Genomic DNA, 21,833 nt, shown 5'->3' with positions numbered 1-21,833 from the left:
GCCCACCGGGTTACCGATGTGTGAACGAGCACACACGCTAGCCATAGCGGTGGGTGGCGTCAATAGCGTCGTTTACAGTGGCGGTCGTGACAGCCTCCGGAGCGCCCCGGCGATCGACGGTGAAGGACATCGCCGCAGCCGCGGGGGTGTCCCGCGGCACGGTGAACCGGGTGCTCAACGGCGGATACGTCTCCCCGGAGGCCCGCACCGCGATCGAGGCGGCCATCGCCGAGGTCGGCTACGTGCCCAACACCGCCGCCCGCAACCTCAAACGCCGCCGATCCGAAGCCGTCGGCTTCCTGGCCCTGGAACCGCACGCGGTCCTGCTGGAAGACCCCAACATCGGCGCGATCATGCTCGGCGCCAACGCGGTGCTGTCGCTGGCCGGCTACCAGATGGTCAGCCTGGTCATCGACTCCGACCGCGACACCGAGCGGGTCGCCCGCTACCTGTCCGGCGGCTTCGTCGACGGGGCGATCATCGTCTCCGCCCGCGCCTACGACCCGATCACCAGGCTCATCGGGCAGATCGCCATGCCCGCGGTGTTCATCGGCCACCCGCCCGACCTGGCCAATACCATCCCGTTCGTCGGGATCGACAACGTCGGCTCCGCCCGGGAGATCACCTCACGGCTGATCGCCACCGGCCGGCGCCGGATCGGCATGATCGCCTGCGCCCTCAACCGCGACTCCGGCGGGGACCGCCTCGACGGGTTCCGCCAGGCGCTGGGCGACCGGTTCGACCCCGCCCTGGTCGCCGAGGTCCCGCACTACGACTACCTCGGCGGCGTCAACGGCATGCGCGAACTACTGGAACGCGAACCCGGCATCGACGGCGTGTTCGCCGCCTCCGACGCGGTGGCGGCCGGGGCGATGCAGGTGCTGCGCGAAGCGGGCCGGGACGTGCCCGGCGACGTCGGCGTCGTCGGCTTCGACGACAGCGCGTGGGCAGCACGCACCCAGCCGCCGCTGTCCACCATCCACCAGCCCGCCCGCGAGATCGGCCGGCACGCCGCCGAACTCGTCCACCGCCAGATCAGCGGGGACACCGACGTGCCGCGCAGCGTCGTGCTGCCCTCGCCTGTCGTCTGGCGCCACTCGGCCTGAACCCGGCGGTCGGGGCGAGACCGGCTCGAGCCGGCACCGCATTCGTCACGCGGACCCGGGCATCGGCTGACCTGCATTGACCACAGCAGACGCCTGACTGCTGGTGACCACCGGGATCACCTCGAACTCGACCAGGTCGGTCCACTGCGCGATCCACTCCGTCAGCAACGTGAGATCGTCGCACTCCATGAGCTGAAAGCAGCGGCCGAGGTTGGCTTCGACCCAACTGTCGACGTACCGCAGTCCGTCGGGCAGCAGGCGTCCACGATCACGTGCTCGCTCGTACACCGGCCGGGCGTCTCCGCCGCGAAACCGCTCCACCACCATGAACAGCACGACCATTGATGGTAAGGGCCCGTTCTGTCGTGGCTGCGTCGACCCTGCCTGAACAGCCGGCCGCGGTCTGTGGGCGACGACGTCGCGGAGCGGTTCCGTGACGGTGTTTCTCCATGTCGCCACAGCCGCAGGTGCGCCAGCCATCGACGTCCTTGACACCGACCTCGGCAGACGTGGAACCTTGGTCGATGGGGGAACCGGACTGGGATCGGCTGGTGCTCGTCGCGACGTCGGCCTGGGTGCTGCCCTATGCGCCACAGCGGCCAGTGGACGATCCTCGGCCTCAGGCCAGTGCGCACCGATGCGCCGCCTGCGTGCACCCGGGGGAAGAGACCGGTGCGGCCACGCCGACCGGAAGCAGGCCCACGCGCGACGGGCGGACGCCGCACCAGGTGGCCGTCGCGGTCGATCGCCATGGAGCTCTGCTGCACGAGTTCCTCCGGCCGGATAGGCCGGGCCTGGCTTTCGCCAGCCGGGCCAGTGATCCCCGACCGCGGTATGCGATGCAGGCTCGGACCGATCCGCCGCCAGGGCGCGAGTTCGCCGCAGCCCCGGACGCCGACGCGGTCGTCGACAGCGTGCTCGGCCGGTTGGAGCGTCATCTTCGCGTCCCGGCCGGAGGGTGGATCCACGAGGAGCCGTTCGTGTTACGCCATCGGATCATCATGGATCGGCGGCGGTTCGAGTCGGTGACGTCTTTCGTCGCGCCGGAGCCGACAGACCTGGACTACTTCGTCACCCTGGACTTCAGGTTCGTCCGCGGCGCCGAGCACTATCAGCGCTGGCACCTGAGCATCGCCGTCTGGAGCGAGCTTCCGTTCGGAGTGGAGCACCGCCCGCCGCTGGACGACCGGTATCCATGGCGCATCCGTGAGGCTGACGAGGCAGTGCTGTGCCGACGGCCGCGGCACTACCGCGACTTGTTCGAGGCGGCGGCCCGACACGCAGAGAACTGGCTGGAGGGCCGCGGCTACGAGCACAGCCGGCTGACCATCTCCGGCCGCCGGTACATGCAGCCCGACTTCTGGATCGCCGTGCCGAGCGAGCGCACTGCACCGGACCGGTACCTCACAGCCGCCGACAAGCCGGGGGCGGAGATCATCCGGACGATGCTGCGGGTCGACTCGGCGTTGGACGACACGCTGTCCGCCAGTGTCCTCAACGGCGACTACCTGGTGCTGCGGCAGATGGCCGCCGGTATCGACGTCGAGCGCCAACTCGACCACCGCTTCCAGTTCACCCGCCACCCGCTTTATCTGATCATCGTCGGCGAAGCGCCCTGGTTCTCGCCCACGCGCGGGTTCCACGTCGACGACCGATACGCGCCGATCGAGGGACCGGCAGGCGGGCAGTGCGCGCACCACCACCGGTGTCGTCGGTACGAGTATGTCGCCCGGCAGGAGTTCTGCGTGCGAGATCTTGTCGACGCTCTGACCGACATGGAGACCTACGCGGCGTTCACGCTCTATGACGTGCACAACGACATGCAGGTCTGGGAGAACCACCTGAAGGTGTACGAGACGACCGCGGCGGCCGGCGGGCGCCTGTGGGACGCGCTCGCGACTCACCTGCCGATCCGGCGAATGCGGCAGCTGGCCAAGGTGCACCATGCCGTGGAGCTGCTGCACCAGACGCTGCTGCAGGGCATCGCGGACCTCAACGACCTGGACACACTCGCCCGGGAGTGCCGCGCCCGGGTCAATCGGGCCCGTGATGCTCTCAGCGACCGCTTCGACGACCTGGTCCTGCAGCGTCACCTCGACGGCAACCCGGGCCTGCGGGTGGCGTTGAGCCAGACCGGTGTGTTCGCCCAGCTCGCCGGTGCCGCGGCGAGCCTGGTGGACCATGCCGGCCGGGTCGCGGAGCGCTACCAGGACGTCATCGACGCGGTGAAGGACGCGTTCGACGAACGGCGTGTGCGTGAGGGTGACGCCATCCAGAAGGCGGGGGTGATCCTGGCGCTGAGCCTGGCGTTCGACTCCATCGTCAGCATCGTCGCCGCGACCCAGCCTGAGCGCAGCGGTGAGCAGGGCACGTGGCTTTCGGTGCTGGCCTGGACGTCGGGCGGCATCGTGCTCCTCACGGCGCTGGTCTTCGGTGTCTGGATGACGAGGCTGGGGCGGCTCGGCGACCGCGGGTTCCGGGCCCGCTACGACGGCACCCGCCGACGTGGTGCGGGGTGGTTTCGCCGTCACGCGCGCAGCGACGGTCTGTGGCGGTTCATGAAGAACTCGTGCACCGACGCGCTCGAGGGCCACTCGCGTGACGCGCAGCCGCTGGAATTCTGGCGAAGCCTCGACCAGCGGCTGGTCGAGGACCTCAGCGCCCTGTGGGACGGCCCTCGTGGGTCCCACTATCCGGCTGTGGAACGGGCGTCGGCCGATGTGTACACCCCTGCTCGCCGACCCGATCTTGTCGGAGCTGACATCGCCGAGCTGTATGCGCAGGTCGGCAGCTGGAGCATCGACGCGCTGCTGTTCACCGAGCGCGCCAGACGCCTATACCGGTACCGGCTGCCGAAGCTTGCGCTTCTTTACCGCTGCATCGGCCGTATGCCTGCCTCGTTCCTGCGCTTGGAGTACCTGGCGCCGACGGCCAACATAGTGTCGGAGTCCGAGCTCGACATCGCCATCCGCAGGTATGCGCGCGCTGTCGGAGCTGCACCGCACCGACCAGACGGCACCGAGCTCGGGCAGTTCATCGACCATCGGCTTCATGCCCGTCATCCCCGGACCGCCGCGGAGGCAGTGGAGGCGATCAATGAGCTGCTTGCCGAGTACGTTGCACCGGCTCACGATCCTGCCCGGCCCGCAGTGCAACAGGCAGCTGCCGCAGCGGCTGATCCGGCCACGGGAATGGACCATGACCTGCTGGCGGCCACCGGTGATCCGGCCCAGCCGTGAACATCCCGCCGATGGCGGATCCGGTCGTGCGGTGGCGGCCTCGCCAGGTTGACTGCCGAGGGTCGAGGGCGGCGGCACGACCCGCATTTCGGAGAAACTGCCGATGAACACGCGAATATCGGCAGTCTCCCCGAACTGTCGGGCCCCGGTCAGCCTGCGTATTGCGGCTTCGTCAGGCGGCGGCGGAATTCCGCGTGGGCGGATTGGACGACGACGTTGAGGCGTTCGATTTCGTCCTGGGTCGGTTCGCGGCGCAGCTCGACATCGATCTTGAAGTCGCCGTCGACGATCGCGACATCCAGGCGGGCGAGCAGGTCGGCCGGCATCCTGCCGGCGACGAAGTCGCGGAACGCGTCCGTGATCGTGGTCTCCATGTCGCCACAGCCGCAACTGCGCCCGTCCATGACCGCACCGAGGTGGCTGCGGCCGATCATCGAGTCCGGGTGCACCGGGTCCAGAGCGGACAGTCCTTCCTCCAGGACGGCCCGCGCCTGCTCCAGGCGACCCTCATGCTGCAGGAACAGGCCGAAGGCGACATCGGCCCGGCCGAGGGTCTCACCGTCGCGGCCGCGACGCGCCTGTGCCACCGCTTCACCGAGGCGCTGCTCGGCCAGGTGCGTCTGCCCGGCCTCCCGCAGCGCCAGGCCCCAGTTGCGCAGCACCTGGCTGGCCAGCTCCGGGCTGCCGATGCGCTCCGCCCGGGCGTACGCCGACGCGTAGGTCCGCAGCGCCCCGTCCTCGTCACCCACCTCGCTCTGCGCCATCGCCAGCCCGAGCGCCGCCATCAGCGCCTGGTCGGCCAGGCCCTGCCGGTCGTAGGACGCCAGGACCCGCTGGATCGCGTCGACCCGCCCGGCCTGGTCGCCGCGGTCGCGGCCACTGTTGGCGAGCATGGACAGCACGTTGAGGGTCGCCTGGTGATCCTCGCCGAGCCGGGCCTCCAGCGTACGGACCAGGACCTTGAGCACTGCCGCGAAGATCTCCGGGTCGCCCTGGCCGTGCCTGCTCAGCACCGACTGCGCCACCTGCTCGATGAGCTGGTCAGGCAACTGGTCCAGCGGCGGGAACAGCGGCTCCCCGGTGGCTTCGGCCGCCACGATCTCGGCGCGCAGCGCCAGCGCCGACGTCACATGGGGATGGCCGTTGCGCCAGAAGTTGTCCACGGTCTCCTCGCTGACCTGGCGCGCCCGCTGCAGGTCCCCGCGCTGGAGCAGCAGCTCGGCCAGCGGTTCCAGACCGAAGGCGTACCCGGGGTGCTCCCGGCCGTAGAAAGCCATGCGGTCCTGCGCGCCGCGGCGCAGCTCGTCCTCGGACTCGTCGAGCCGGCCGGCCATTCGCAGCGCCAGGCCCAGGTTGAGCCGGTACGTCAGGTGGTCCTTGCGCAACCGCGGGTCGTCGGCGGACGCGGTGGTCGCCTGGCGGTAGCACTCGATCGCGCGGCCGACCTGGTCGGCGTTCAGCAACACGTTGCCGAGGTCGCACTGGGCCGATGCCCAGGCCTGGCTGCCGTGGCCGTGCTCCGCCGTGACCGCCTGCAGTTCGCGCGCCATGAGTTCTTCGGCTTGGGCCAGATGGCCCTGCTGCAGCAGGGCGAAGGCCGCCTCGATCGGGGAGGTAGATGACGTCACGTCGCGGGAGTCTAAGCGTGGTGGGCGACGTTGTGGGGGCAAGATCAGCCGGGCCGGCTTTCCGTGTGCGGCGTTCGCCGGGGCAACCTCGGCGAGCGCTCATCCGTACACTGGGCGGCTCAGTGATCTTGCCTGGTCCCCTCAGGAGGTAACTGCCCGATGATTTCCTCGGTCGTCGCTGCCGCCGTGGCGTTCGTGTTCGCTCTGCTCTGCACGCCACTTGCCATCCGCGCGCTGGCCCGGCTGCGGGCCGGTCAACCGATCCGCGACATCAATCCGGCCGCGCACCAGGTAAAACGAGGCACCCCGACGATGGGCGGGCTGGTCTTCATCGTCGGCACCGTGCTGGCCTACATGGTCGGCCACCTGGTGATGAACGTGCTCCCGGCGGAGCAGATCGTTCCGCCGGGTCCGACGATGACCGGGTTCGTCCTGCTCGGGTTGATGGTGTTCTGCGGCGGCATCGGGTTCGTCGACGACTTCCTGAAGGTCACGAAGAAGAACACCGCCGGTCTGAGCGGGCGCTGGAAACTGGCGCTGCAGCTCGTCATCGGCACGGGATTCGGCGTGGTGGCGCTGGGCTTTCCGAGCACGGCCGGGCTGTCGGTGTCCAGCACACGGTTGTCTTTCGTCCGTGAGATCAGCTGGCTGGAGGTGGGCCAGGTCGGCGCGGTGGTCGTCTTCATCGCGGTCGTCATGGCGTCCACGAACGCCGTCAACCTCACCGACGGACTCGACGGTCTGGCCACCGGCACGTCGATCATCGTGCTGGGCGCGTACGGGCTGATCTCGTTCTGGCAGTACCGGCACTGGTGCGCCGACCCGGCGGCGCAGGCGGCGCTGTGCTTCGACACCAGGGATCCGCTGGAGACGGCGCTGATCGCCGGTGCCGCCGCCGGAGCGCTGCTCGGTTTCCTGTGGTGGAACACGTCACCGGCCCGGATCATCATGGGCGACACCGGTTCCATGGCGCTGGGCGGGCTCATCGCCGGGCAGGCGGTCGCCACCCGAACCGTGCTGCTGCTGCCGATCCTGGCCGCGCTGTTCGTGACCATCACGATGTCGCGGATCATCCAGTACACGTCGTTCAAGACGACCGGTAAGCGGGTGTTCCGGATGTCGCCCCTGCACCACCACTTCGAGCTGGTGGGCTGGCACGAGGTCACGATCGTGACCCGGTTCTGGATCATCGCCGGAGCCGGGGTGGCCGCCGCGCTTGGCCTGTTCTACGGCGACCACCTCAGCCGACTGCCCTGATGAGCCGGCAGCCGATCAGTCGAGGCAGAACTCGTTGCCTTCGACGTCCTGCATGTTCTGGCACGACTCGTTCTCCTCGTCGGCCAGCAGCAGCTGCCCGCGCACAGCGCCGAGCGCTTCGAGGCGTACGCATTCGGCTTCGAGCGCGTCCAGGCGCTCCTGGCCCACGAGGCCGGTACCGACCCGCACGTCGAGGTGCAGCCGGTTCTTGACGACCTTGCCTTCGGGAACGCGCTGGAAGTACATCCGCGGGCCCTCGCCCGTGGGATCCTGGGCGACGGCCCACGCGTCCTGCTGCTCCGGCGGCAGCGTGCGATCGAAGTCTTCCCAGCTGTCGTAGCCCTCGGGCGCCGGCGGTGCGACGTAGCCGAGCGCCTCTCGCCAGAAACGGGCGACCCGCATGGGCTCCGCGCAGTCGAAGGTGACCTGGAACTTCTTGATCGACGCCACCGATCCACCCTAACCGCCAGGCGTGGAATGCGCGGACCGACCCCTGGTCGGGTCGCGGCGTGCGCGTTAGCCCCCACCGTGTCGTTGTTCGGGTCGCCGGACGGGATGAGCCCTGAAACCAAGAACCGAACCAGCTTCAAATTCCGGCCAACGTCAGCACGTGATCGAATCCGCGAGGCTGGGCCGGCGAACTCGTCATCGGTAATACCAGGGCCGGTATGCCGGCGGCCACGGAACCACCGTCGCCGCTGGGATGGTCGCCGACCATCAGCGTCCGATCTGGCCGTGCCTCCAGGGCATCGTGTGCGGCGCGCCAGATCCGCACATCGGGTTTGAGGAAGCCGACCTCGTAGGAAAGTACGAACGCGTCGATGTAGCGGTCAAGCCCGTGCCGGGCAAAGCATGTGCGAATATCCCAGCCAGTGTTGCTCACCACGCCAAGGCGAATGTCGCGGGCGCTCAGGGCGGCGAGAGTGGATGACGTGTCCGCGTACGGCTCGAGTGCTTCGGCGTGCGTTTCGTGCAGGGCTCGCGCAAACGGCAGGTCCACCCCACGGATCTGCCGCAGGACAGCCGGAATCGCCCGGTCCCACACCTGCGGGTCCAAGTCGCGGGCAATATGAGCCGGGTCCGTGGCCGTTGTCCGCATCAACTCGGCGAAATCCGCGGCGATGCGCTGAGCGTCACCGGCGGCCACCTCCCGGCCGATCAATGCCGCGGCGCTGGCGACCCAGCGGTCCGGGTCTCTGGCGAACAGGGTCCAGGCGAAGTCGAACAGGACGGTTGTCACGGGTTTCGAAGCCACCGGGTCAACCTAGATCAGCGGGAGCGCTTCGACCTCCGGCTCGCGGCAACCGAACTGGTCGCGCAGCCCGCCCCGATGCCGAAGACGGGCGACTGACCGAGCCGGTCCGGCCGGTCGGCTCAGGCGACGATTCGATCCGACGTGGCGATCTCGCCGGTGCTCGCGTGCCGCGCCCCTGACTGAATCGGTGATCTCCGCCGGTACAGGTTGCCCAGTGCCAGGGCGCAGAAGATCAGGACCGTGACCGCGACCATCCGTGGAGCCAGTTCCGCCAGGTCACGCGGTGGTGTGCTGCCGTTGTCGCGGGCCCACGCGATGGCCACGGGACGCAGCGCCAACGTGATCAGCGCCGGGGTGACGGCGATCATCGCGAGCCATCGCAACGGCCTCTTGACGGTCAACCAGGTCGCCGACCGCAGTCCCACGGCGAAAGTGAGGATCAGGGTGATGGGCAACTGCACGGTGGTGCCCAGTCGCAGGCTGACGGCGATGGCGTTGTCAGGTGATCCGCCCGGCGGCTCCACGGGCGTGAAGCCGCCGACGATTCCGGCGACCAGCGACGTGCTCAGATAGGTCAGCACGGCCAGCGCCAGCACACGGCCTGCCAGCCTCCATCGGCCCACCGGCTCCGACAGCGGTGCCGGGCTGTTGCGTGCGGCACGCCGGAGCAGCGCCACGGCAGCCACCGCCGCTGCCGTGGGCGCCCAGAACGCCGCGTCGGTATCGGCCACGCCCGCCCAAGTCAGGACGAAGAACGTGCTCAGAAGGATCAGCAAGGTCACGCGCACGTCGGCATTGTGGTGGGGACGCGCAAGCAGCACAACCTCGCCGGCTGCCCGACCGGACATCGCGCCGCCGTTGCCGTCAGACGACGTCGGGAACCAGCCCGAACCGCTCCCGCTCCTCCTGCGGGACCAGGTCCAGGTAGGTGTCGGCGAGCCGCAGGATGATCTCCCGGACGTACGGGCAGAACGGCCGGACGGCGAGCCCGCGCCGGCGGGCGTCGTCGAGTTCGGCGATCACGAGCTGCCTGGCCAGGCCGCGGCCGCTGAACGCGGGATCGACCTCGGTGTGGGTGAAGGCGATGACGCCTTCGGACAGCCTGTAGGTCGAGAACCCGGCCAGCTGGTCGCCGTCGTGGATCTCGTAGCGGTTCTCGGCGGGGTTGTCGCGGACGGTGATCACTGTGGGTCCTCTCCGGGCGGCCGGTTGCCTCCGTCGCGGGAGGGGTCGGCCGGCGCCTGCGGGCTGACGGGGTGTCGGCTGATGATCGAGATCCGGTTGAAGGCGTTCATCGCGATCGCCACCCAGCTCAGTGCCGAGATCTCGTCGTCGGTCAGGTGCTGTCTGGCGAAGGCGTAGTGGCGCTCCTGCGCCCCGTCGCCGGGCAGCGTGGTGAGCGACTCCGCCAGTGTCAGCGCGGCCCGCTCCTTGTCGGTGAACAGGGTCGTGTCGTGCCAGGCGGGCAGGACGGCGATGCGCTGGGGGCTCTCACCGCCGGCCAGGGTGTCGCGGACGTGGATGTTCAGGCAGTAGGCGCAGCGGTTGAGCTGGGAGACGCGGATGTTGACCAGCTCGACGAGGACGCGGTCGAGTCCGGCGTCGCGGGTGGCCTGCCGGACCGCTGCCGCGAGGTCGCGTTGTGCGCGATACACCTGGGGGTGCTGCTTGTCGATGAGCACCCGGGGCTCGCCGGGTCCGGTGGTCATCGGTGTCCCTTCTCCAGTGAGGTGTCGATCGGCCGCCCGCGCCCCGCAGCGTCCGGTGTCGCGCCGTGCGCGGCTCGGACGGTGCGGGGCACGTCTGCGGCCTGGGGCGTCAGCTGTTCTTGACCGCCGACACCTCGAACTCGAGCACGATCTTGTCGCTGACCAGGACACCGCCGGTCTCCAGGGCGGCGTTCCAGGTCACGCCGTAGTCCTTGCGGTTGATCGCCACGGAGCCCTCGAAGCCGACCCGCACCGCGCCGAACGGGTCGGTCGCCGCGCCCTCGTACGTGAAGGGGATCGTGATCGAGTTGGTGACGCCCTTGATGGTCAGGTCGCCGGTCACCTCGAAGTCGGTGCCGGAGGTCTGGCGGACGCCGGTGGACGCGAAGGTGATCTCCGGGAACTGCTCCATGGCCAGGAAGTCGTTGCTGCGCAGGTGCTCGTCGCGCTGGGCGTTGCGGGTGTCGATGCTGGCGGCCTTGATGGTCACCTTCGCCGACGAGTTGGCGGGGTTCGCGCCGTCGAGGTACGCGCCGCCTTCGAACTCGTTGAACGCGCCGCGGACCTTGGTCACCATCGCGTGCCGGGCGACGAACCCGATGCGGGTGTGCGCGGGGTCGATGGTGTAGGTGCCGGTCAGGGCGGTCAGGTCGGTGGTGGTCGTGCTCATGGGATTCCTCCGGGGTGTCAGTCTCGGTCACGGTGTAGATGACGTGTCATCCACACAGGGTCAAAACCTACATGACGTATCATTCATTTCCAGGCTAGTACATGATGTGTCATCCATCACGGATAGGGTTGCGGCGTGACCGACACCAGATGGCTCGACGACGACGAGCAGCGCACCTGGCGGGGCTTCCTGCGCCTGCAGCGGCAGCTGATCGGGCAGCTCAACCGCCAGCTCCAGGCCGACTCCGGCCTTTCACTGGCCGACTACGACGTGCTCGTCCAGCTCACCGACACCCCCGAGGGCCGGCTGCGGCCCTTCGCACTGCAGACCGAGCTGCAGTGGGAGCAGAGCCGCCTGTCGCACCACCTCACCCGCATGCAGCGCCGCGGCCTGATCGACCGCGAAGAGTGCGCCGACGACGGCCGCGGCGCGTTCGTGGTGCTCACCGACGCCGGCCGCAGTGCGATCACCGCCGCCGCCCCCGGCCACGTCGACACGGTCCGCCGCCTGTTCTTCGACCGGCTCACCCCACAACAGGTGGCCACCGTCCAGCAGATGTCCGAGCAGGTGCTCGACACCGACTGAGACCGCGTGGTTCCCCGCGCACCCGGACAGGCAGGTCTGCGGCACAGCCTCACCGGAGGCGCGGATGAATGCGTCATGCAACTGAAGACCAGGCAGCCTGCCTGGATGTGACAGCCGGCCACCTACTCCCACAAGTCCGCCGAAGCCGCGCGGATCGCCGCCGGCAACCAGGTCACGGCCGCCACGCTTGCCGACGCGGTGGAGGTGGAGTCCCGGTACTACCTCTCGGGCGTCGACGTCCTGGCCCCGGACGGCACCAAGGTCGCCGTCGCCTTCGGCGACTCCTGGTTCGAAGGAGTCGGCACCACGATCGGCGCCAACCACCGCTCCGTCGACTTCCTCAACCGACGCGTCAGCCAAGGGTGGATCGTCAACCAGGGGATCGCAGGCAATCGCCTACTCCGCGACGAGGTCGGCGAGCACGCGCCGGCACGCTTCGACCGCGACGCCCTGTCGATCCCCGCGCTGACCCACGTCCTGATCCACTTCGGCATCAACGACCTCGTCCTTCCCGGTGTACTGAACGAGCCGATGCCCGCCGCCGACGCCCTGATCGACGGCTTCACCGCGCTGGCCGCACGTGCCCACGACTCCGGACTGAACATCCTCGCCGCCACCATCGGGCCCTTCGGGGCCGCCGAGATCGGCACACCGGATGGGCTCGCCGTGCGACGCCAGGTCAACGACTGGATCCGTACGACCGACGTGTTCGACGGGGTGTTCGACTCCGCCGCGGCCGTCGCCGACCCGGCCGCGCCCGACTTCATCCGTCCCGCGTGGGACAGCGGCGACGGGATGCACCTCAACGACGCCGGCGCCGAAGCCATGGCCGCCACCGTCAGCCTCGACGACCTCGTCCTCTGACCCACGGGCACGCCGTGACCCCATCCCGGCAATGGAGTACGCGGAAGAACTCCCGCTGATCCATGTTGGACATTCCACTAAGATCACCGAGGTGAGTGGTGCGCAGAATTCGGTGGCGTTGGTGACCGGGGCGAATCGGGGCATCGGCTTGGAGGTCGCCCGGCAGCTCGGCCGATCGGGACATGTGCCGATCATCGGCTCTAGAGATCGTGGCCAGGGCGTGGCGGCGGTGGAGCGGCTCGCCGCCGACGGCGTGGCCGCCGAGTACGTCGAGCTGGACGTCACCGACGAGCTGGCGATCCATGCGGCCGCCGAATGGATCCGCAGACGGTACGGACACCTGGACGTGCTGGTCAACAACGCGGCCATCGCGGTCGACGACGTGCCGCCGAGCCGCCTGCCGGTCGACGCGTTCCGGCGCACGTTCGAGACGAACGTGATCGGGGTGTTCGCCGTGACGACGGCGATGCTGCCGCTGCTGCGGGCGGCGCGCGCCGGCCGGATCGTCAACCTGTCGTCGGGGTCCGCGTCGCTGAACCTGACCAGCTCGGCGAACTGGCCGGCGGAGTGGAACGCGGCCGCATACCCGTCGTCGAAGTCCGCGGTCAACGCGCTGACCGTCCAGTTCGCCACGGAGCTGCGCGGCACCGCCGTGAAGGTGAACGCGGTCGATCCCGGGTACACCCGGACCGGCATGTCGCCCGGCGCGACCCGGACCGCCGCCGAGGCGGCCGCGGTGGTGCTGCGGTTCGCGACGCTGCGCGCCGATGGGCCCACCGGCGGTTTCTTCAACGCCGACGGCCCGATTCCCTGGTGACCTCGGCCCGCGGGCGCACCCTGCGGCTGCTGCGCGGGACACCACTACTGTGTCGCCATGGCTCGGATAATCGTGGCGTCCATGCCCTTCGCCGGACACGTCGGTCCGATGACCGCGGTGGCCGCCGCGCTGACAGCCCGCGGACATGACGTGCTGGCCTACACCGGCGCGAAGTACGAGCAGCGCTTCCGCGCGGCCGGGGCGCGATGGCTGCCGTGGCAGCAGGCCACCGACTACGACGACAGCGACCTCGCGGCGACCTTCCCGCCGGTCGGCGACGGCAAGGGCCTTCGCGGCGGCATGGCCAACGTCGAGCACGTGCTCCTCGGCACCGGGGCCGGCCAGGCCGCCGACCTGCTGGCGGAGGCGGCGCGTACACCGGTCGACCTGCTCGTGACCGACCACCTGGCGTTCGGTGTGGCGCTGGCCGGTGAAACCCTCGGCCTGCCGTGGGCGTCGGTGGCGGTCACGCCGCTGCCGCTGGAGAGCCGTGAGCTGCCGCCGCCCGGTTTCCCGGCGCTGCCCGCCAAGGGCCCGCTCGGCAGGGCCCGCGACCGGGCACTGCGGTCGGTGGTGCACGCCGTCGCCGGCCGCGTCGTCGACCCGATGGTGAACCGTATGCGGGCCGCCGCCGGGCTGCCCCCGGCCACCGGCGGCATGGACGGCCTGCTCTCCCGCCAACTGATCCTGGCCCAAGGCGTGCCAGGGCTGGACTACCCGCGCGGCGACCTGCCCGACTTCGTGCACTACATCGGCAGGCTCGCCGTCGAGCCGACCCGGCAGGACCTGCCGCCGTGGTGGCCCGACGTCGCCGACGCCCGCGCCAAGGGCCTGCCCGTCGTGCACGTCACCCAGGGCACGCTCGACGTCGACTTCACCGACCTGCTCAAACCCGCGATCGCCGGGCTCGCCCGCGAGCGTGTGCTCGTGGTGTGCACGACCGGCGGGGCGCCGGTCAGCTCGCTCGGGCCGCTGCCGGACAACGTCCGCGCGGCCCCGTTCCTGCCGCACGACCGGCTGCTGCCGCTGACCGATGTGATGGTCACCAACGGCGGCTGGGGCGGTGTCCTGGCGGCGGTGCGGGCCGGGGTGCCGCTTGTGGTCGCGGGCGCGTCCCTCGACAAACCGGAGGTGGCCCGCCGGGTCGCCTGGTCCGGCGTCGGGATCAACCTGCGCACGGGCAGACCCGGCGCGGGCCGGGTCCGCCGCGCGGTCCGGCAGATCCTGGCCCGGCCCGAGACGGCCGCGCGTGCCCGTGAACTGGGCGCGAAGTTGACCGCCGCCGGCGGTGCCGACGCGGCGGCGACCCTGCTCGAAACCCTGATCCCCGGCCGGGTGCGCCGCGAGGGCGCACCCGCTACGCCCGGGGTTGCGTCGTAGCGGCCGCCGAGAGCGATGGACCTGCGCTGCTGGCGGCGAGTTCCTAGGCGACGAGCCGCAGACCGCCGGGGCGGTGCCGGCCCTGATCGGAGCGCAGCCGGTCGAGGGTCTCGGCCGTGGCGGCGTCGGCGGGCAGGAACACCACCACCCGCTGGGCGTCGGTGACCAGTTCCAGGGTCTCGCGGTCCAGCCGCAGCCGATGGCCGGAACGGTGGTCGACGCGCAGGCTGCCGCGTGGCGGCGGCGTGTGCAGGTTGAGCCGGCGGGTGAACTCCGGGCCGGCCAGGGGTGCCAGGTCGGCGGAGAACCATTCGACGGCGTCGCGGGACGGCCCGCTCCACAGGTCGAAGGCTAGCTCGTCGGCGACGGTGTTCCAGTCGGGGAACAGCGTGCGCGCCCGCGGATCGGTGAACACGTAGCGGGTCAGGTTCGGCGCATCGTCGTCGAGCAGCCCAGTACCGGCGGTGACCAGCTCGAACCCGCTGGTGTGGGCGAGGATGTCGCCGAGCCCGTTGGTCAGGATCGCCATCCCCGGCTCCATCAGCTGTAGCGTCGCGGCGGCACCGGGCCGCACCACCCGGGCCGCCGGACCCGGGCGGGTCCGGCCCGCGCACGCGCCACCGGTGATCTTCGCGAGGTGCTGCAGGTGGGTGCGGTCGGCGATGCTCAGGCTGAGCGCGTCGGCGATCGCGTTCACCACCGACAGCGACGGATTGCGGTCGCGGCCCTGCTCGATGCGGGTCAGGTACTCCACACTGATGCCGGCCCGTCCGGCGAGGTCCGAGCGGCGCAGTCCCGGCGAGCGGCGGCGGCCGTGGTCGGCGAGCCCGAGTTGCTCGGGCTGGATGCTGTCGCGCCTGGCGCGGATGAAATCGCCCAGAGGTGTCCCCATGATCGGAAGTCTAGGCCGGGTCGCCCGGGACAGCCTGGCCCTGCCAGGGCCAGCCTGAGCACGGTCTGGCTGCCGCTGAGCCGCCGGTCGAAGGTGGTGGTCATGGATAACGCAAGCAAGCACAGGCTAGTCGTGATCGTCGGCAGTGTCCGGGAGGGCCGCTTCGGCCCCGTGGTGGCGTCGTGGGTCGCCGAGCAGGCGCGCTCGCACGGCGGGTTCGAAGTGGAGGTCGTCGACCTCGCCGACGTCGAGCTGCCCCTGGAACTGCCCGCGATGCCGCCGAAGTTCGCCGGCGACGGCTACCCCCGCCCGGCCGGCATGGCGCCGCTGACCGCGGCGCTGGACCGCGCGGACGCGTTCGTCGTGGTCACGCCGGAGTACAACCACAGCTATCCGGCGTCGCTGAAGGCGGCCGTCGACTGGCATTTCACGCAGTGGACGGCCAAGCCGGTGGCGTTGGTCAGCTACGGCGGCGGGGCCGGTGGCCGCCACGCGGCCCAGCACCTGGAGAACGTGCTCAGCGAGCTCAACGCCGTCACGGTCGGCGGGCTGGCCTTCGCGAACTACTTCACCGGTTGGCAGGACGACCGCCCGGTGTCGCAGGAGTCGGCCGGACACGCCAAGACGATGCTGGACAAGCTGGTGTGGTGGGCGGGTGCGCTGCGTACGGCCCGAGACGCCGCCCCGTACCCGGCGTGAACACGCGGCCGCCCGGATCCGTCCGGGCGGCCGCCTGCCCGGCGGTCGGCTGCTCAGCGGTGCGCCGACGCGGTCTTCTCCAGATGGGCGAGGGCGTCGGCGGGCGTGTCTGCGACGTGGAGCAGCTCGGTCAGCAGCAGCGGCAGGAAGTTCTCGGCCTCCATGCGCCGCAGCTGGACGATCAGCCCGTCGTAGAACCCGTCGGTGTTCAGCAGCACCACGGGCTTGTCGTAGCGGCCGTGCTTGCGCAGCTCCAGGACCTCGGTCGCCTCGTCGAGCGTGCCCATTCCGCCGACCATCACCACCACGGCGTCGGCCGCGCCCAGCAGCAGCGCCTTGCGCTCGGACAGGTCCTTGGCGAACGTCATCCGCTCGACGCCGGGCCGGGCAGAAGCGCGCAGGAACTCCACGGACACCCCGACCAGCTGCCCGCCTGTGGCGTGCACCGCGTCGGCGAGGACCTTCATCATGCCGGCGTCGGAACCGCCCCAGACCAGGGTGTGACCGGCACGGCCGAGCAGCTCGCCGAACTCGCGAGCCGCCCGGGTGTAGCGCTCGTCGAGGTCGCCGGCGGACAGGAAGACGCAGATGTTCATCGGTGCAGGCGGGGTCATGGCCAGACAGTAGGGGACATCGTCGGCCGGCGTGGTGGGGGACACTGTGCCGGTGGCGGTCCTCTCCCTGCATGTCGATGACCAGGAACGCGCTGACGCATGGGCGGGTTGGTCGTATTACCGCAGGTACTACGTGCACGATTCGGTCGAGCAGGCGGCTGCTTGCGAGCAGACGCTGGCCGGGTTGGCCGAGCCCGGACGGGAGGGAGAGCTCCGTGCGGAGGTCGCCGACGGCAACCTGTGCGCCTTCGTCAGGTTGATCGGCATCCTGGTCGACGGGGAGCGGTTCGATGACATGCGTGATCTCGCCCGGGACGGCGACGGGCGGGCGTTCGCGACCTTGATGGAGCTGCTGGTCAGGCGCGGCGACCAGGCGCGGCTGAGGGCCGAGTCGGTGGAGTTTCCCGCCGCGGGTTACTGGCTGGCGGCGCTCCTGGTCCGCCAGGGCGCGGTGGACGAGGCGCTCGACGTCCTGCGTGACCTCAGCCGCCTGGCCGATCACGAACATGGCGCCCGGTCGCAGATCGTGTCGGTGCTCAGGCAGGCAGGTCGCGTGGACGAACTGCGCGCGATGGCGGACGCCGGCGACCGGGCCGCCGGCCGCCAGGTCAATTCGTGGCTGGTGGAACGGCACGATGTGGACGGACTACGTGAACGGGCCGCCGGTGGGGACCGCCAGGCGTTGTGGAGTCTTGCCCGGCTGCTCGCCGAAGCCGGTGACACCGACGCGGCGGTCTCGGAGTTGAACGAGCTGGCCGGTCAGGGCCATTCGCACGCCCGAAAGCTGATCGAGGAATTCCGCCTTGGTCGGCTGGCAAACCACACGACTGGGTGAAATATCAGGGCAAAAAGTATGATCCACGGGATTCGGGATACAGCCGCTGCGTGACAGACACACTCGTGGAGGGCGATAAATCGCCCGCATCACTCCCGCAGCCGCAGAGCATCCCGGCAGCAGACTCCACCGATCCACTGAAGATCGCAATGGTGGCGCCGCCCTACTTCGACATCCCACCCGCCGCGTACGGGGGCATCGAAGCCGTCCTGGCCGACCTGTCCAACGCGCTGGTCGAACTCGGGCACACCGTGACCCTGATCGGCGCCGGACGCGACGGCACCCAGGCGACCTTCCGGCAGGTATGGGACCAGGCCGTCCCCGAACGGCTGGGCGAACCCGGACCCGAGATCATCTACGCGTCGCTCACCCGACGCGTGGTGGAGAGCCTCGCCGCCGCCGGTGAGGTCGACGTGGTCCACGACCACACCTTCGCGGGTCCCCTCAACGCCCCCGCGTACCACGCGCTCGGGCTGCCCACGGTCGCCACCGTGCACGGCCCGGTCGACTCCGAACTGCGCGGCTTCTACCGGACGCTGGGCCTCGACCTGTCCCTCGTGGCGATCAGCCGCAGGCAGCGCTCCCTCGCCCCGGAGCTCAACTGGATCGGCACCGTCTACAACGGCCTGCGACCCCGGGACTGGCCGTTCCAGCGCGCCAAACAGGACTACGCGTTGTTCCTGGGCAGGTTCTGCCCCGACAAGGGCGCGCACACCGCCGTACTCGCCGCCCACGAGGCCCGACTGCCGCTGATCCTGGCCGGCAAGTGCGCCGAACCGGCCGAGCAGAAGTACTACACCGAGCAGGTGGAGCCGCTGCTCGGGCCGAACGACCGGATGATCGGTGTCGCCGACGCCACCCTCAAGCGCGAACTGCTGGCAAACGCCAGCTGCCTGCTGTTCCCCGTGCAGTGGGAGGAACCGTTCGGCATGGTGATGATCGAGGCGATGGTCTGCGGGACGCCCGTGGTCGCGCTTCGCGCGGGCGCGGTGCCCGAGGTCGTCGCCGACGGCGTCACGGGGTTCGTCTGCGACGACCCCGGGCAGCTGCCGGACGCGATGCGTGCGGCGACCCGACTCGACCCGGCCGGCTGCCGCAGGCACGTGGTGCGCAACTTCAGCGACGAGCAGACCGCGCTGGGCTACCTGCAGGCGTACCGGGCCGCGCTCGCGCTGCGGCAGCCCGCCCCGGTGGCAAGCGCCGCAACGGGCCACACCGGTGACTTGTTCGCGTGAGTGCCGACTTGTCGCACCTTCGAGGCGGCAGCCCGAGCGGCCGCTGTCTCGCAGGTGCGTCAGGCGGCGATGCCGTCGACCGGGCGGTCGTAGTGGCGGTGCGCGGCGATCGCGGTCGTCAGGTCGGTCAGGAACGTGTCGTCGGCGTCGGCGCCGGCGGCCAGGAACACCACACCGTCGAGCGCGCCCGCGGACGGTTTGCTCGCGGGTCCGGCGATGCGGTCGGACGCCTCGAACACGGGCAGCCGCGCCGCCTGCACCAGCCGGTCCCCGACTCCCAGCACGGCCAGCGGCTTGGCGTGCTTGTACGCCTCGGCGACGAAGTGGACCGCGTAGCCGTCGTTGACCAGCTGATCCACCGCCGCCTCGCCGTCGGCGACGACGACCGCGTCGTACAGCACCGATGCAACGGTGTTCATCGCCCGAGTGACCGGCAGCGCGTCGCCTGCCGCGGTGGTGACCGCCCCGTCGACCAGGCCCAGCAGTTCGACGACCGCGCCGTCCTCGGTCAGGGCCGCCTGGATCGACTCGACCGAGGCGCCTTCGACGCCGTCGGCGACGAGCACCGCGACCTTGCGCCCGACGACGCCGGTGCTGCCGGGCATGGCGGCCTGGCTCAGCGCCGGTGACATCTTGCCGTGGTTGGGCCGGCCCGGTTTCGGGGCCGGGACGCCGATGCCCGCCGCGACGGCGACCGCGAGCTGGTGGTCGATGTTGTTGAGGTGTTCGACCATCCGTTCGCGGATGTGCCGGTGCTCGACCTTGCCCAGTTCGAAGCGGTACGCCGCGATGATGTGCTCCTTCTCCCAGGCGGCCATGCTGTTCCAGAACAGGGTGGCCTGGCTGTAGTGGTCGGAGAACGTCTCGGACCGCTTGCGTTCCTTGATCCCGTCGACGTGTTCGGGTGTGTGTACGAACCCGCCGCCGCCCGCGCCGGGCACCACCGGGCAGCCGCCGCCGAGTGAGTTCGGGTGGTAGTTGGCTTGCCCGAGCGGGATGTCGTCCTGGTGGAAGCCGTCCTGCTGGTGGTTGCGCACCGGGGCCAGCGGCCGGTTGATCGGGATCTGGGCGAAGTTCGGCCCGCCCAGGCGCGTCAGCTGGGTGTCGAGGTAGGAGAACAGCCGCGCCTGCAGCAGCGGGTCGTCGGTGAAGTCGATACCCGGCACGATGTTCTGCACGCAGAACGCGACCTGTTCGGTCTCGGCGAAGAAGTTGTCGGGGTTGCGGTCGAGGACCATCCGCCCGACCGGGATCACCGGCACAACCTCTTCGGGTACGAGTTTGGTCGAGTCGAGCAGGTCGATGTCGTCGAAGGCGAACTCGTCGCGCTCGGCGATGATCTGCACGCCGAGCTCGTACTCCGGGTAGAGGCCGGCCTCGATCGACTCCCACAGGTCGCGGCGGTTGAAGTCCGGGTCCTTGCCGGAGATCTTCTGCGCCTCGTCCCAGACGAGCGAGTGCACGCCCGCGATCGGCGTCCAGTGGAACTTGACGAAGGTGCGGGTGCCGTCGGCGGCCACCAGCCGGAACGTGTGCACGCCGAAGCCCTGCATCGTGCGGAAGCTGCGCGGGATGGCCCGGTCCGACATCAGCCAGATCACGTGGTGCATGGTCTCGGGCTGCAGGGTGACGAAGTCCCAGAACGTGTCGTGGGCCGAGGCGGCCTGCGGCATCTCATGGTGTGCTTCGGGTTTGACCGCGTGGATGATGTCAGGGAACTTGATGCCGTCCTGGATGAAGAAGACCGGCATGTTGTTGCCGACGAGGTCGAAGTTGCCCTGGTCGGTGTAGAACTTCACGGCGAACCCGCGTACGTCGCGCGGCGTGTCGGTCGAGCCCCGCGAGCCCTGTACGGTCGAGAACCGCACGAAGACCGGCGTGCGCGTGCCGGGGTTGGTGAGGAACCGCGCCGCGGTGTACTCGGCCAGGCCAGCGTCGTATGGCTGGAAGTAGCCGTGCGCGCCGGAGCCGCGGGCGTGCACGACCCGCTCGGGAATGCGCTCGTGGTCGAAGCGCATGATCTTCTCGCGGAAGTGGAAGTCTTCCAGCAGGCTCGGCCCTCGCGGGCCGGCGCGCAGCGTGTTGTCGGTGTCCTCGACCCCGATGCCCTGGTCGGTGGTCAGCTCGGTGTCCACCTTGATGATGCGGTGCGGGTCCAGTTGCGCCACCTTGGCGTCGCCACCGGGAGCGGCCGCGGCCGCGGCGGCACGGTCGGCTCGCGATTTCGCTTCGGCCACGGCTGCCGGCGCCGAACGCGACCCCGCCTTCTTCGCCGGAGCCTTCTTCGCCGGGGCTTTCTTCGCCGCGGTCGCCTTGGCCGACTTGGCGGCCTTGGCCGCGGGAGTCTTGGCCGCGGGGGTCTTCGCCGCCTTCTTGGCTGCTCGCCTGCCCTGCTCGCTCATCGCTGAACCTCGCTGCCGTCGGCTTTGCCCAACAGGTCCCTGACCCGGTCGAAGACCTGGTCGGGAGGGGCGGCCAGGGCACCGCGCCCCTGCTCGGAGTCCACCAGCAGCGCTTGCGCGTGCGTGACCACCGCTGCCATCCGGGCCAGCTCGTCGGGCTCGGTCACCTTGCGCAGACGGTTGAACTCCAGCTCCTCCTCGGCCTCGGCGTGGGCCGTGACGTCGTCGCGGAGCGCGGCGAGTTTGCGGTCGAAGTCCGGATGGGTCACACCGAGTTCGTACAGTTCCGACAGCGCCTGCTTGGCGTCCTCTTCCTCGGCCAGGCGCGGCGGCACCACCTGCCGTCCGTCGGGCAGATCCTGTCGGGCCAGCGGGTGGACCAGCAGCTGCTCGATGCTCTCGTGCAGCGCCAGCGTGCCGACCAGTTCGGTGAACAGCTCCTGTCGATGATCACCGTCCGCGGCCTCGACCTGAGCGAACAGCATCTTCACCTGTTGATGCTGTCCGAGCAGGGTGTCGATCACGTCTTGCTGGGCTGTTCTCATGTGCGGTGCTCCGTCCACCTCGACCGTGAGCGGTCGTAGGCCGTCGGCTAAGCGGGTTCAAGAAGGCAAAACCGGAAGAAATGTCAGAAGTCAAGCTACCC

The 21,833-nt window shown here is 70.0% G+C and carries 22 protein-coding genes; 10 read left to right on the top strand and 12 right to left on the bottom strand.

Annotated features, from left to right (window positions below):
- Window positions 1–86 precede the first annotated feature (86 nt).
- Complete coding sequence (locus AB0B35_RS12630) at window positions 87–1,106, top strand: LacI family DNA-binding transcriptional regulator (protein ID WP_361044242.1); 1,020 nt, start codon at window positions 87–89, stop codon at window positions 1,104–1,106.
- A 45-nt stretch (window positions 1,107–1,151) separates the two neighbouring features.
- On the opposite strand, the gene AB0B35_RS12625 is transcribed toward AB0B35_RS12630, so the two are convergent.
- Window positions 1,152–1,433, bottom strand: coding sequence for a DUF3303 family protein (locus AB0B35_RS12625; protein ID WP_361044474.1), 282 nt, complete (start codon window positions 1,431–1,433; stop codon window positions 1,152–1,154).
- Window positions 1,434–1,630: 197 nt separating this feature from the next.
- On the opposite strand from AB0B35_RS12625, the gene AB0B35_RS12620 reads away from it, so the two are divergent.
- Window positions 1,631–4,345, top strand: a complete 2,715-nt coding sequence (locus AB0B35_RS12620) for a hypothetical protein (RefSeq protein ID WP_361044239.1) — start codon at window positions 1,631–1,633, stop codon at window positions 4,343–4,345.
- Window positions 4,346–4,494: 149 nt separating this feature from the next.
- Here the strand turns inward: AB0B35_RS12620 and AB0B35_RS12615 are convergent, their stop codons facing one another.
- Window positions 4,495–5,973 (bottom strand): tetratricopeptide repeat protein, encoded by a 1,479-nt coding sequence (locus AB0B35_RS12615; RefSeq protein WP_361044236.1) that lies wholly within the window; start codon window positions 5,971–5,973, stop codon window positions 4,495–4,497.
- 159 nt (window positions 5,974–6,132) lie between these two features.
- Between AB0B35_RS12615 and mraY the strand changes: the two genes are divergently transcribed.
- Window positions 6,133–7,230, top strand: a complete 1,098-nt coding sequence (mraY, locus tag AB0B35_RS12610; protein ID WP_361044232.1) for a phospho-N-acetylmuramoyl-pentapeptide-transferase — start codon at window positions 6,133–6,135, stop codon at window positions 7,228–7,230.
- Window positions 7,231–7,245: 15 nt separating this feature from the next.
- On the opposite strand, the gene AB0B35_RS12605 is transcribed toward mraY, so the two are convergent.
- From AB0B35_RS12605 to AB0B35_RS12580, 6 genes are all read right to left on the bottom strand, one after another.
- The gene (locus AB0B35_RS12605) at window positions 7,246–7,680 is read right to left on the bottom strand and encodes a VOC family protein (RefSeq protein ID WP_361044230.1); all 435 of its coding nucleotides are present in this window, start codon (window positions 7,678–7,680) and stop codon (window positions 7,246–7,248) included.
- A gap of 136 nt (window positions 7,681–7,816) precedes the next feature.
- Window positions 7,817–8,485, bottom strand: coding sequence for an HAD family hydrolase (locus tag AB0B35_RS12600; protein WP_361044228.1), 669 nt, complete (start codon window positions 8,483–8,485; stop codon window positions 7,817–7,819).
- Between the two features lie 119 nt (window positions 8,486–8,604).
- Window positions 8,605–9,273 carry a hypothetical protein gene (locus tag AB0B35_RS12595; protein WP_361044225.1) on the bottom strand — a complete coding sequence of 223 codons (669 nt, stop codon included), beginning with the start codon at window positions 9,271–9,273 and terminating at the stop codon, window positions 8,605–8,607.
- A gap of 76 nt (window positions 9,274–9,349) precedes the next feature.
- Window positions 9,350–9,670 carry a GNAT family N-acetyltransferase gene (locus tag AB0B35_RS12590; protein WP_361044223.1) on the bottom strand — a complete coding sequence of 107 codons (321 nt, stop codon included), beginning with the start codon at window positions 9,668–9,670 and terminating at the stop codon, window positions 9,350–9,352.
- A complete protein-coding gene (locus AB0B35_RS12585; RefSeq protein ID WP_361044221.1) occupies window positions 9,667–10,194 on the bottom strand; it encodes a carboxymuconolactone decarboxylase family protein in 528 nt (175 codons plus the stop codon). Before AB0B35_RS12585 ends, AB0B35_RS12590 begins: the two co-directional genes overlap by 4 nt.
- A 109-nt stretch (window positions 10,195–10,303) precedes the next feature.
- Window positions 10,304–10,864 carry a YceI family protein gene (locus tag AB0B35_RS12580; RefSeq protein WP_361044218.1) on the bottom strand — a complete coding sequence of 187 codons (561 nt, stop codon included), beginning with the start codon at window positions 10,862–10,864 and terminating at the stop codon, window positions 10,304–10,306.
- Window positions 10,865–10,999: 135 nt separating this feature from the next.
- Here AB0B35_RS12580 and AB0B35_RS12575 point away from each other — a divergent pair, with 135 nt between their 5' ends.
- From AB0B35_RS12575 to AB0B35_RS12560, 4 genes are all read left to right on the top strand, one after another.
- Window positions 11,000–11,449, top strand: coding sequence for a MarR family transcriptional regulator (locus AB0B35_RS12575; protein ID WP_361044216.1), 450 nt, complete (start codon window positions 11,000–11,002; stop codon window positions 11,447–11,449).
- A gap of 198 nt (window positions 11,450–11,647) precedes the next feature.
- Window positions 11,648–12,313 carry a GDSL-type esterase/lipase family protein gene (locus AB0B35_RS12570; protein ID WP_361044214.1) on the top strand — a complete coding sequence of 222 codons (666 nt, stop codon included), beginning with the start codon at window positions 11,648–11,650 and terminating at the stop codon, window positions 12,311–12,313.
- Between the two features lie 91 nt (window positions 12,314–12,404).
- On the top strand, window positions 12,405–13,130 hold the full coding sequence (locus tag AB0B35_RS12565) for an SDR family oxidoreductase (protein WP_361044211.1): 726 nt from the start codon (window positions 12,405–12,407) through the stop codon (window positions 13,128–13,130).
- Window positions 13,131–13,187: 57 nt separating this feature from the next.
- Window positions 13,188–14,510, top strand: a complete 1,323-nt coding sequence (locus AB0B35_RS12560) for a glycosyltransferase (RefSeq protein ID WP_361044209.1) — start codon at window positions 13,188–13,190, stop codon at window positions 14,508–14,510.
- Window positions 14,511–14,553: 43 nt separating this feature from the next.
- Here the strand turns inward: AB0B35_RS12560 and AB0B35_RS12555 are convergent, their stop codons facing one another.
- Window positions 14,554–15,402 (bottom strand): helix-turn-helix domain-containing protein, encoded by an 849-nt coding sequence (locus AB0B35_RS12555; RefSeq protein WP_361044206.1) that lies wholly within the window; start codon window positions 15,400–15,402, stop codon window positions 14,554–14,556.
- Between the two features lie 102 nt (window positions 15,403–15,504).
- On the opposite strand from AB0B35_RS12555, the gene AB0B35_RS12550 reads away from it, so the two are divergent.
- Window positions 15,505–16,101 (top strand): NAD(P)H-dependent oxidoreductase, encoded by a 597-nt coding sequence (locus tag AB0B35_RS12550; RefSeq protein WP_361044204.1) that lies wholly within the window; start codon window positions 15,505–15,507, stop codon window positions 16,099–16,101.
- Window positions 16,102–16,154: 53 nt separating this feature from the next.
- Here the strand turns inward: AB0B35_RS12550 and AB0B35_RS12545 are convergent, their stop codons facing one another.
- On the bottom strand, window positions 16,155–16,715 hold the full coding sequence (locus AB0B35_RS12545; RefSeq protein ID WP_361044202.1) for a TIGR00730 family Rossman fold protein: 561 nt from the start codon (window positions 16,713–16,715) through the stop codon (window positions 16,155–16,157).
- 52 nt (window positions 16,716–16,767) lie between these two features.
- Here AB0B35_RS12545 and AB0B35_RS12540 point away from each other — a divergent pair, with 52 nt between their 5' ends.
- On the top strand, window positions 16,768–17,550 hold the full coding sequence (locus AB0B35_RS12540) for a hypothetical protein (protein ID WP_361044200.1): 783 nt from the start codon (window positions 16,768–16,770) through the stop codon (window positions 17,548–17,550).
- A gap of 149 nt (window positions 17,551–17,699) precedes the next feature.
- On the top strand, window positions 17,700–18,785 hold the full coding sequence (locus AB0B35_RS12535) for a glycosyltransferase family 4 protein (RefSeq protein WP_361044198.1): 1,086 nt from the start codon (window positions 17,700–17,702) through the stop codon (window positions 18,783–18,785).
- A 59-nt stretch (window positions 18,786–18,844) separates the two neighbouring features.
- On the opposite strand, the gene AB0B35_RS12530 is transcribed toward AB0B35_RS12535, so the two are convergent.
- Window positions 18,845–21,187: a catalase gene (locus AB0B35_RS12530; protein ID WP_361044195.1), complete on the bottom strand. Its 2,343-nt coding sequence runs from the start codon at window positions 21,185–21,187 to the stop codon at window positions 18,845–18,847.
- A complete protein-coding gene (locus AB0B35_RS12525; protein WP_361044192.1) occupies window positions 21,184–21,732 on the bottom strand; it encodes a hemerythrin domain-containing protein in 549 nt (182 codons plus the stop codon). Before AB0B35_RS12525 ends, AB0B35_RS12530 begins: the two co-directional genes overlap by 4 nt.
- Window positions 21,733–21,833: the final 101 nt, after the last annotated feature.

Origin of the sequence: Catellatospora sp. NPDC049133 (assembly GCF_040648455.1) — a bacterium.
Classification (GTDB): Bacteria; Actinomycetota; Actinomycetes; order Mycobacteriales; family Micromonosporaceae; genus Catellatospora; species Catellatospora aurea.
Note: the sequence above shows the minus strand (reverse complement) of the source record. Positions and strands in the feature narration are given on the sequence as shown.

Excerpts from the sequence above, each read along its gene's own strand:
- AB0B35_RS12555 (WP_361044206.1), bottom strand. The coding sequence starts at position 15,402 with ATGGGGACACCTCTGGGCGATTTCATCCGCGCCAGGCGCGACAGCATC.
- AB0B35_RS12545 (WP_361044202.1), bottom strand. The coding sequence starts at position 16,715 with ATGACCCCGCCTGCACCGATGAACATCTGCGTCTTCCTGTCCGCCGGC.
- AB0B35_RS12625 (WP_361044474.1), bottom strand. The coding sequence starts at position 1,433 with ATGGTGGTGGAGCGGTTTCGCGGCGGAGACGCCCGGCCGGTGTACGAG.
- AB0B35_RS12550 (WP_361044204.1), top strand. The coding sequence starts at position 15,505 with ATGGATAACGCAAGCAAGCACAGGCTAGTCGTGATCGTCGGCAGTGTC.
- AB0B35_RS12585 (WP_361044221.1), bottom strand. The coding sequence starts at position 10,194 with ATGACCACCGGACCCGGCGAGCCCCGGGTGCTCATCGACAAGCAGCAC.
- mraY (WP_361044232.1), top strand. The coding sequence starts at position 6,133 with ATGATTTCCTCGGTCGTCGCTGCCGCCGTGGCGTTCGTGTTCGCTCTG.
- AB0B35_RS12620 (WP_361044239.1), top strand. The coding sequence starts at position 1,631 with ATGGGGGAACCGGACTGGGATCGGCTGGTGCTCGTCGCGACGTCGGCC.
- AB0B35_RS12560 (WP_361044209.1), top strand. The coding sequence starts at position 13,188 with ATGGCTCGGATAATCGTGGCGTCCATGCCCTTCGCCGGACACGTCGGT.
- AB0B35_RS12530 (WP_361044195.1), bottom strand. The coding sequence starts at position 21,187 with ATGAGCGAGCAGGGCAGGCGAGCAGCCAAGAAGGCGGCGAAGACCCCC.
- AB0B35_RS12535 (WP_361044198.1), top strand. The coding sequence starts at position 17,700 with ATGGTGGCGCCGCCCTACTTCGACATCCCACCCGCCGCGTACGGGGGC.
- AB0B35_RS12580 (WP_361044218.1), bottom strand. The coding sequence starts at position 10,864 with ATGAGCACGACCACCACCGACCTGACCGCCCTGACCGGCACCTACACC.
- AB0B35_RS12525 (WP_361044192.1), bottom strand. The coding sequence starts at position 21,732 with ATGAGAACAGCCCAGCAAGACGTGATCGACACCCTGCTCGGACAGCAT.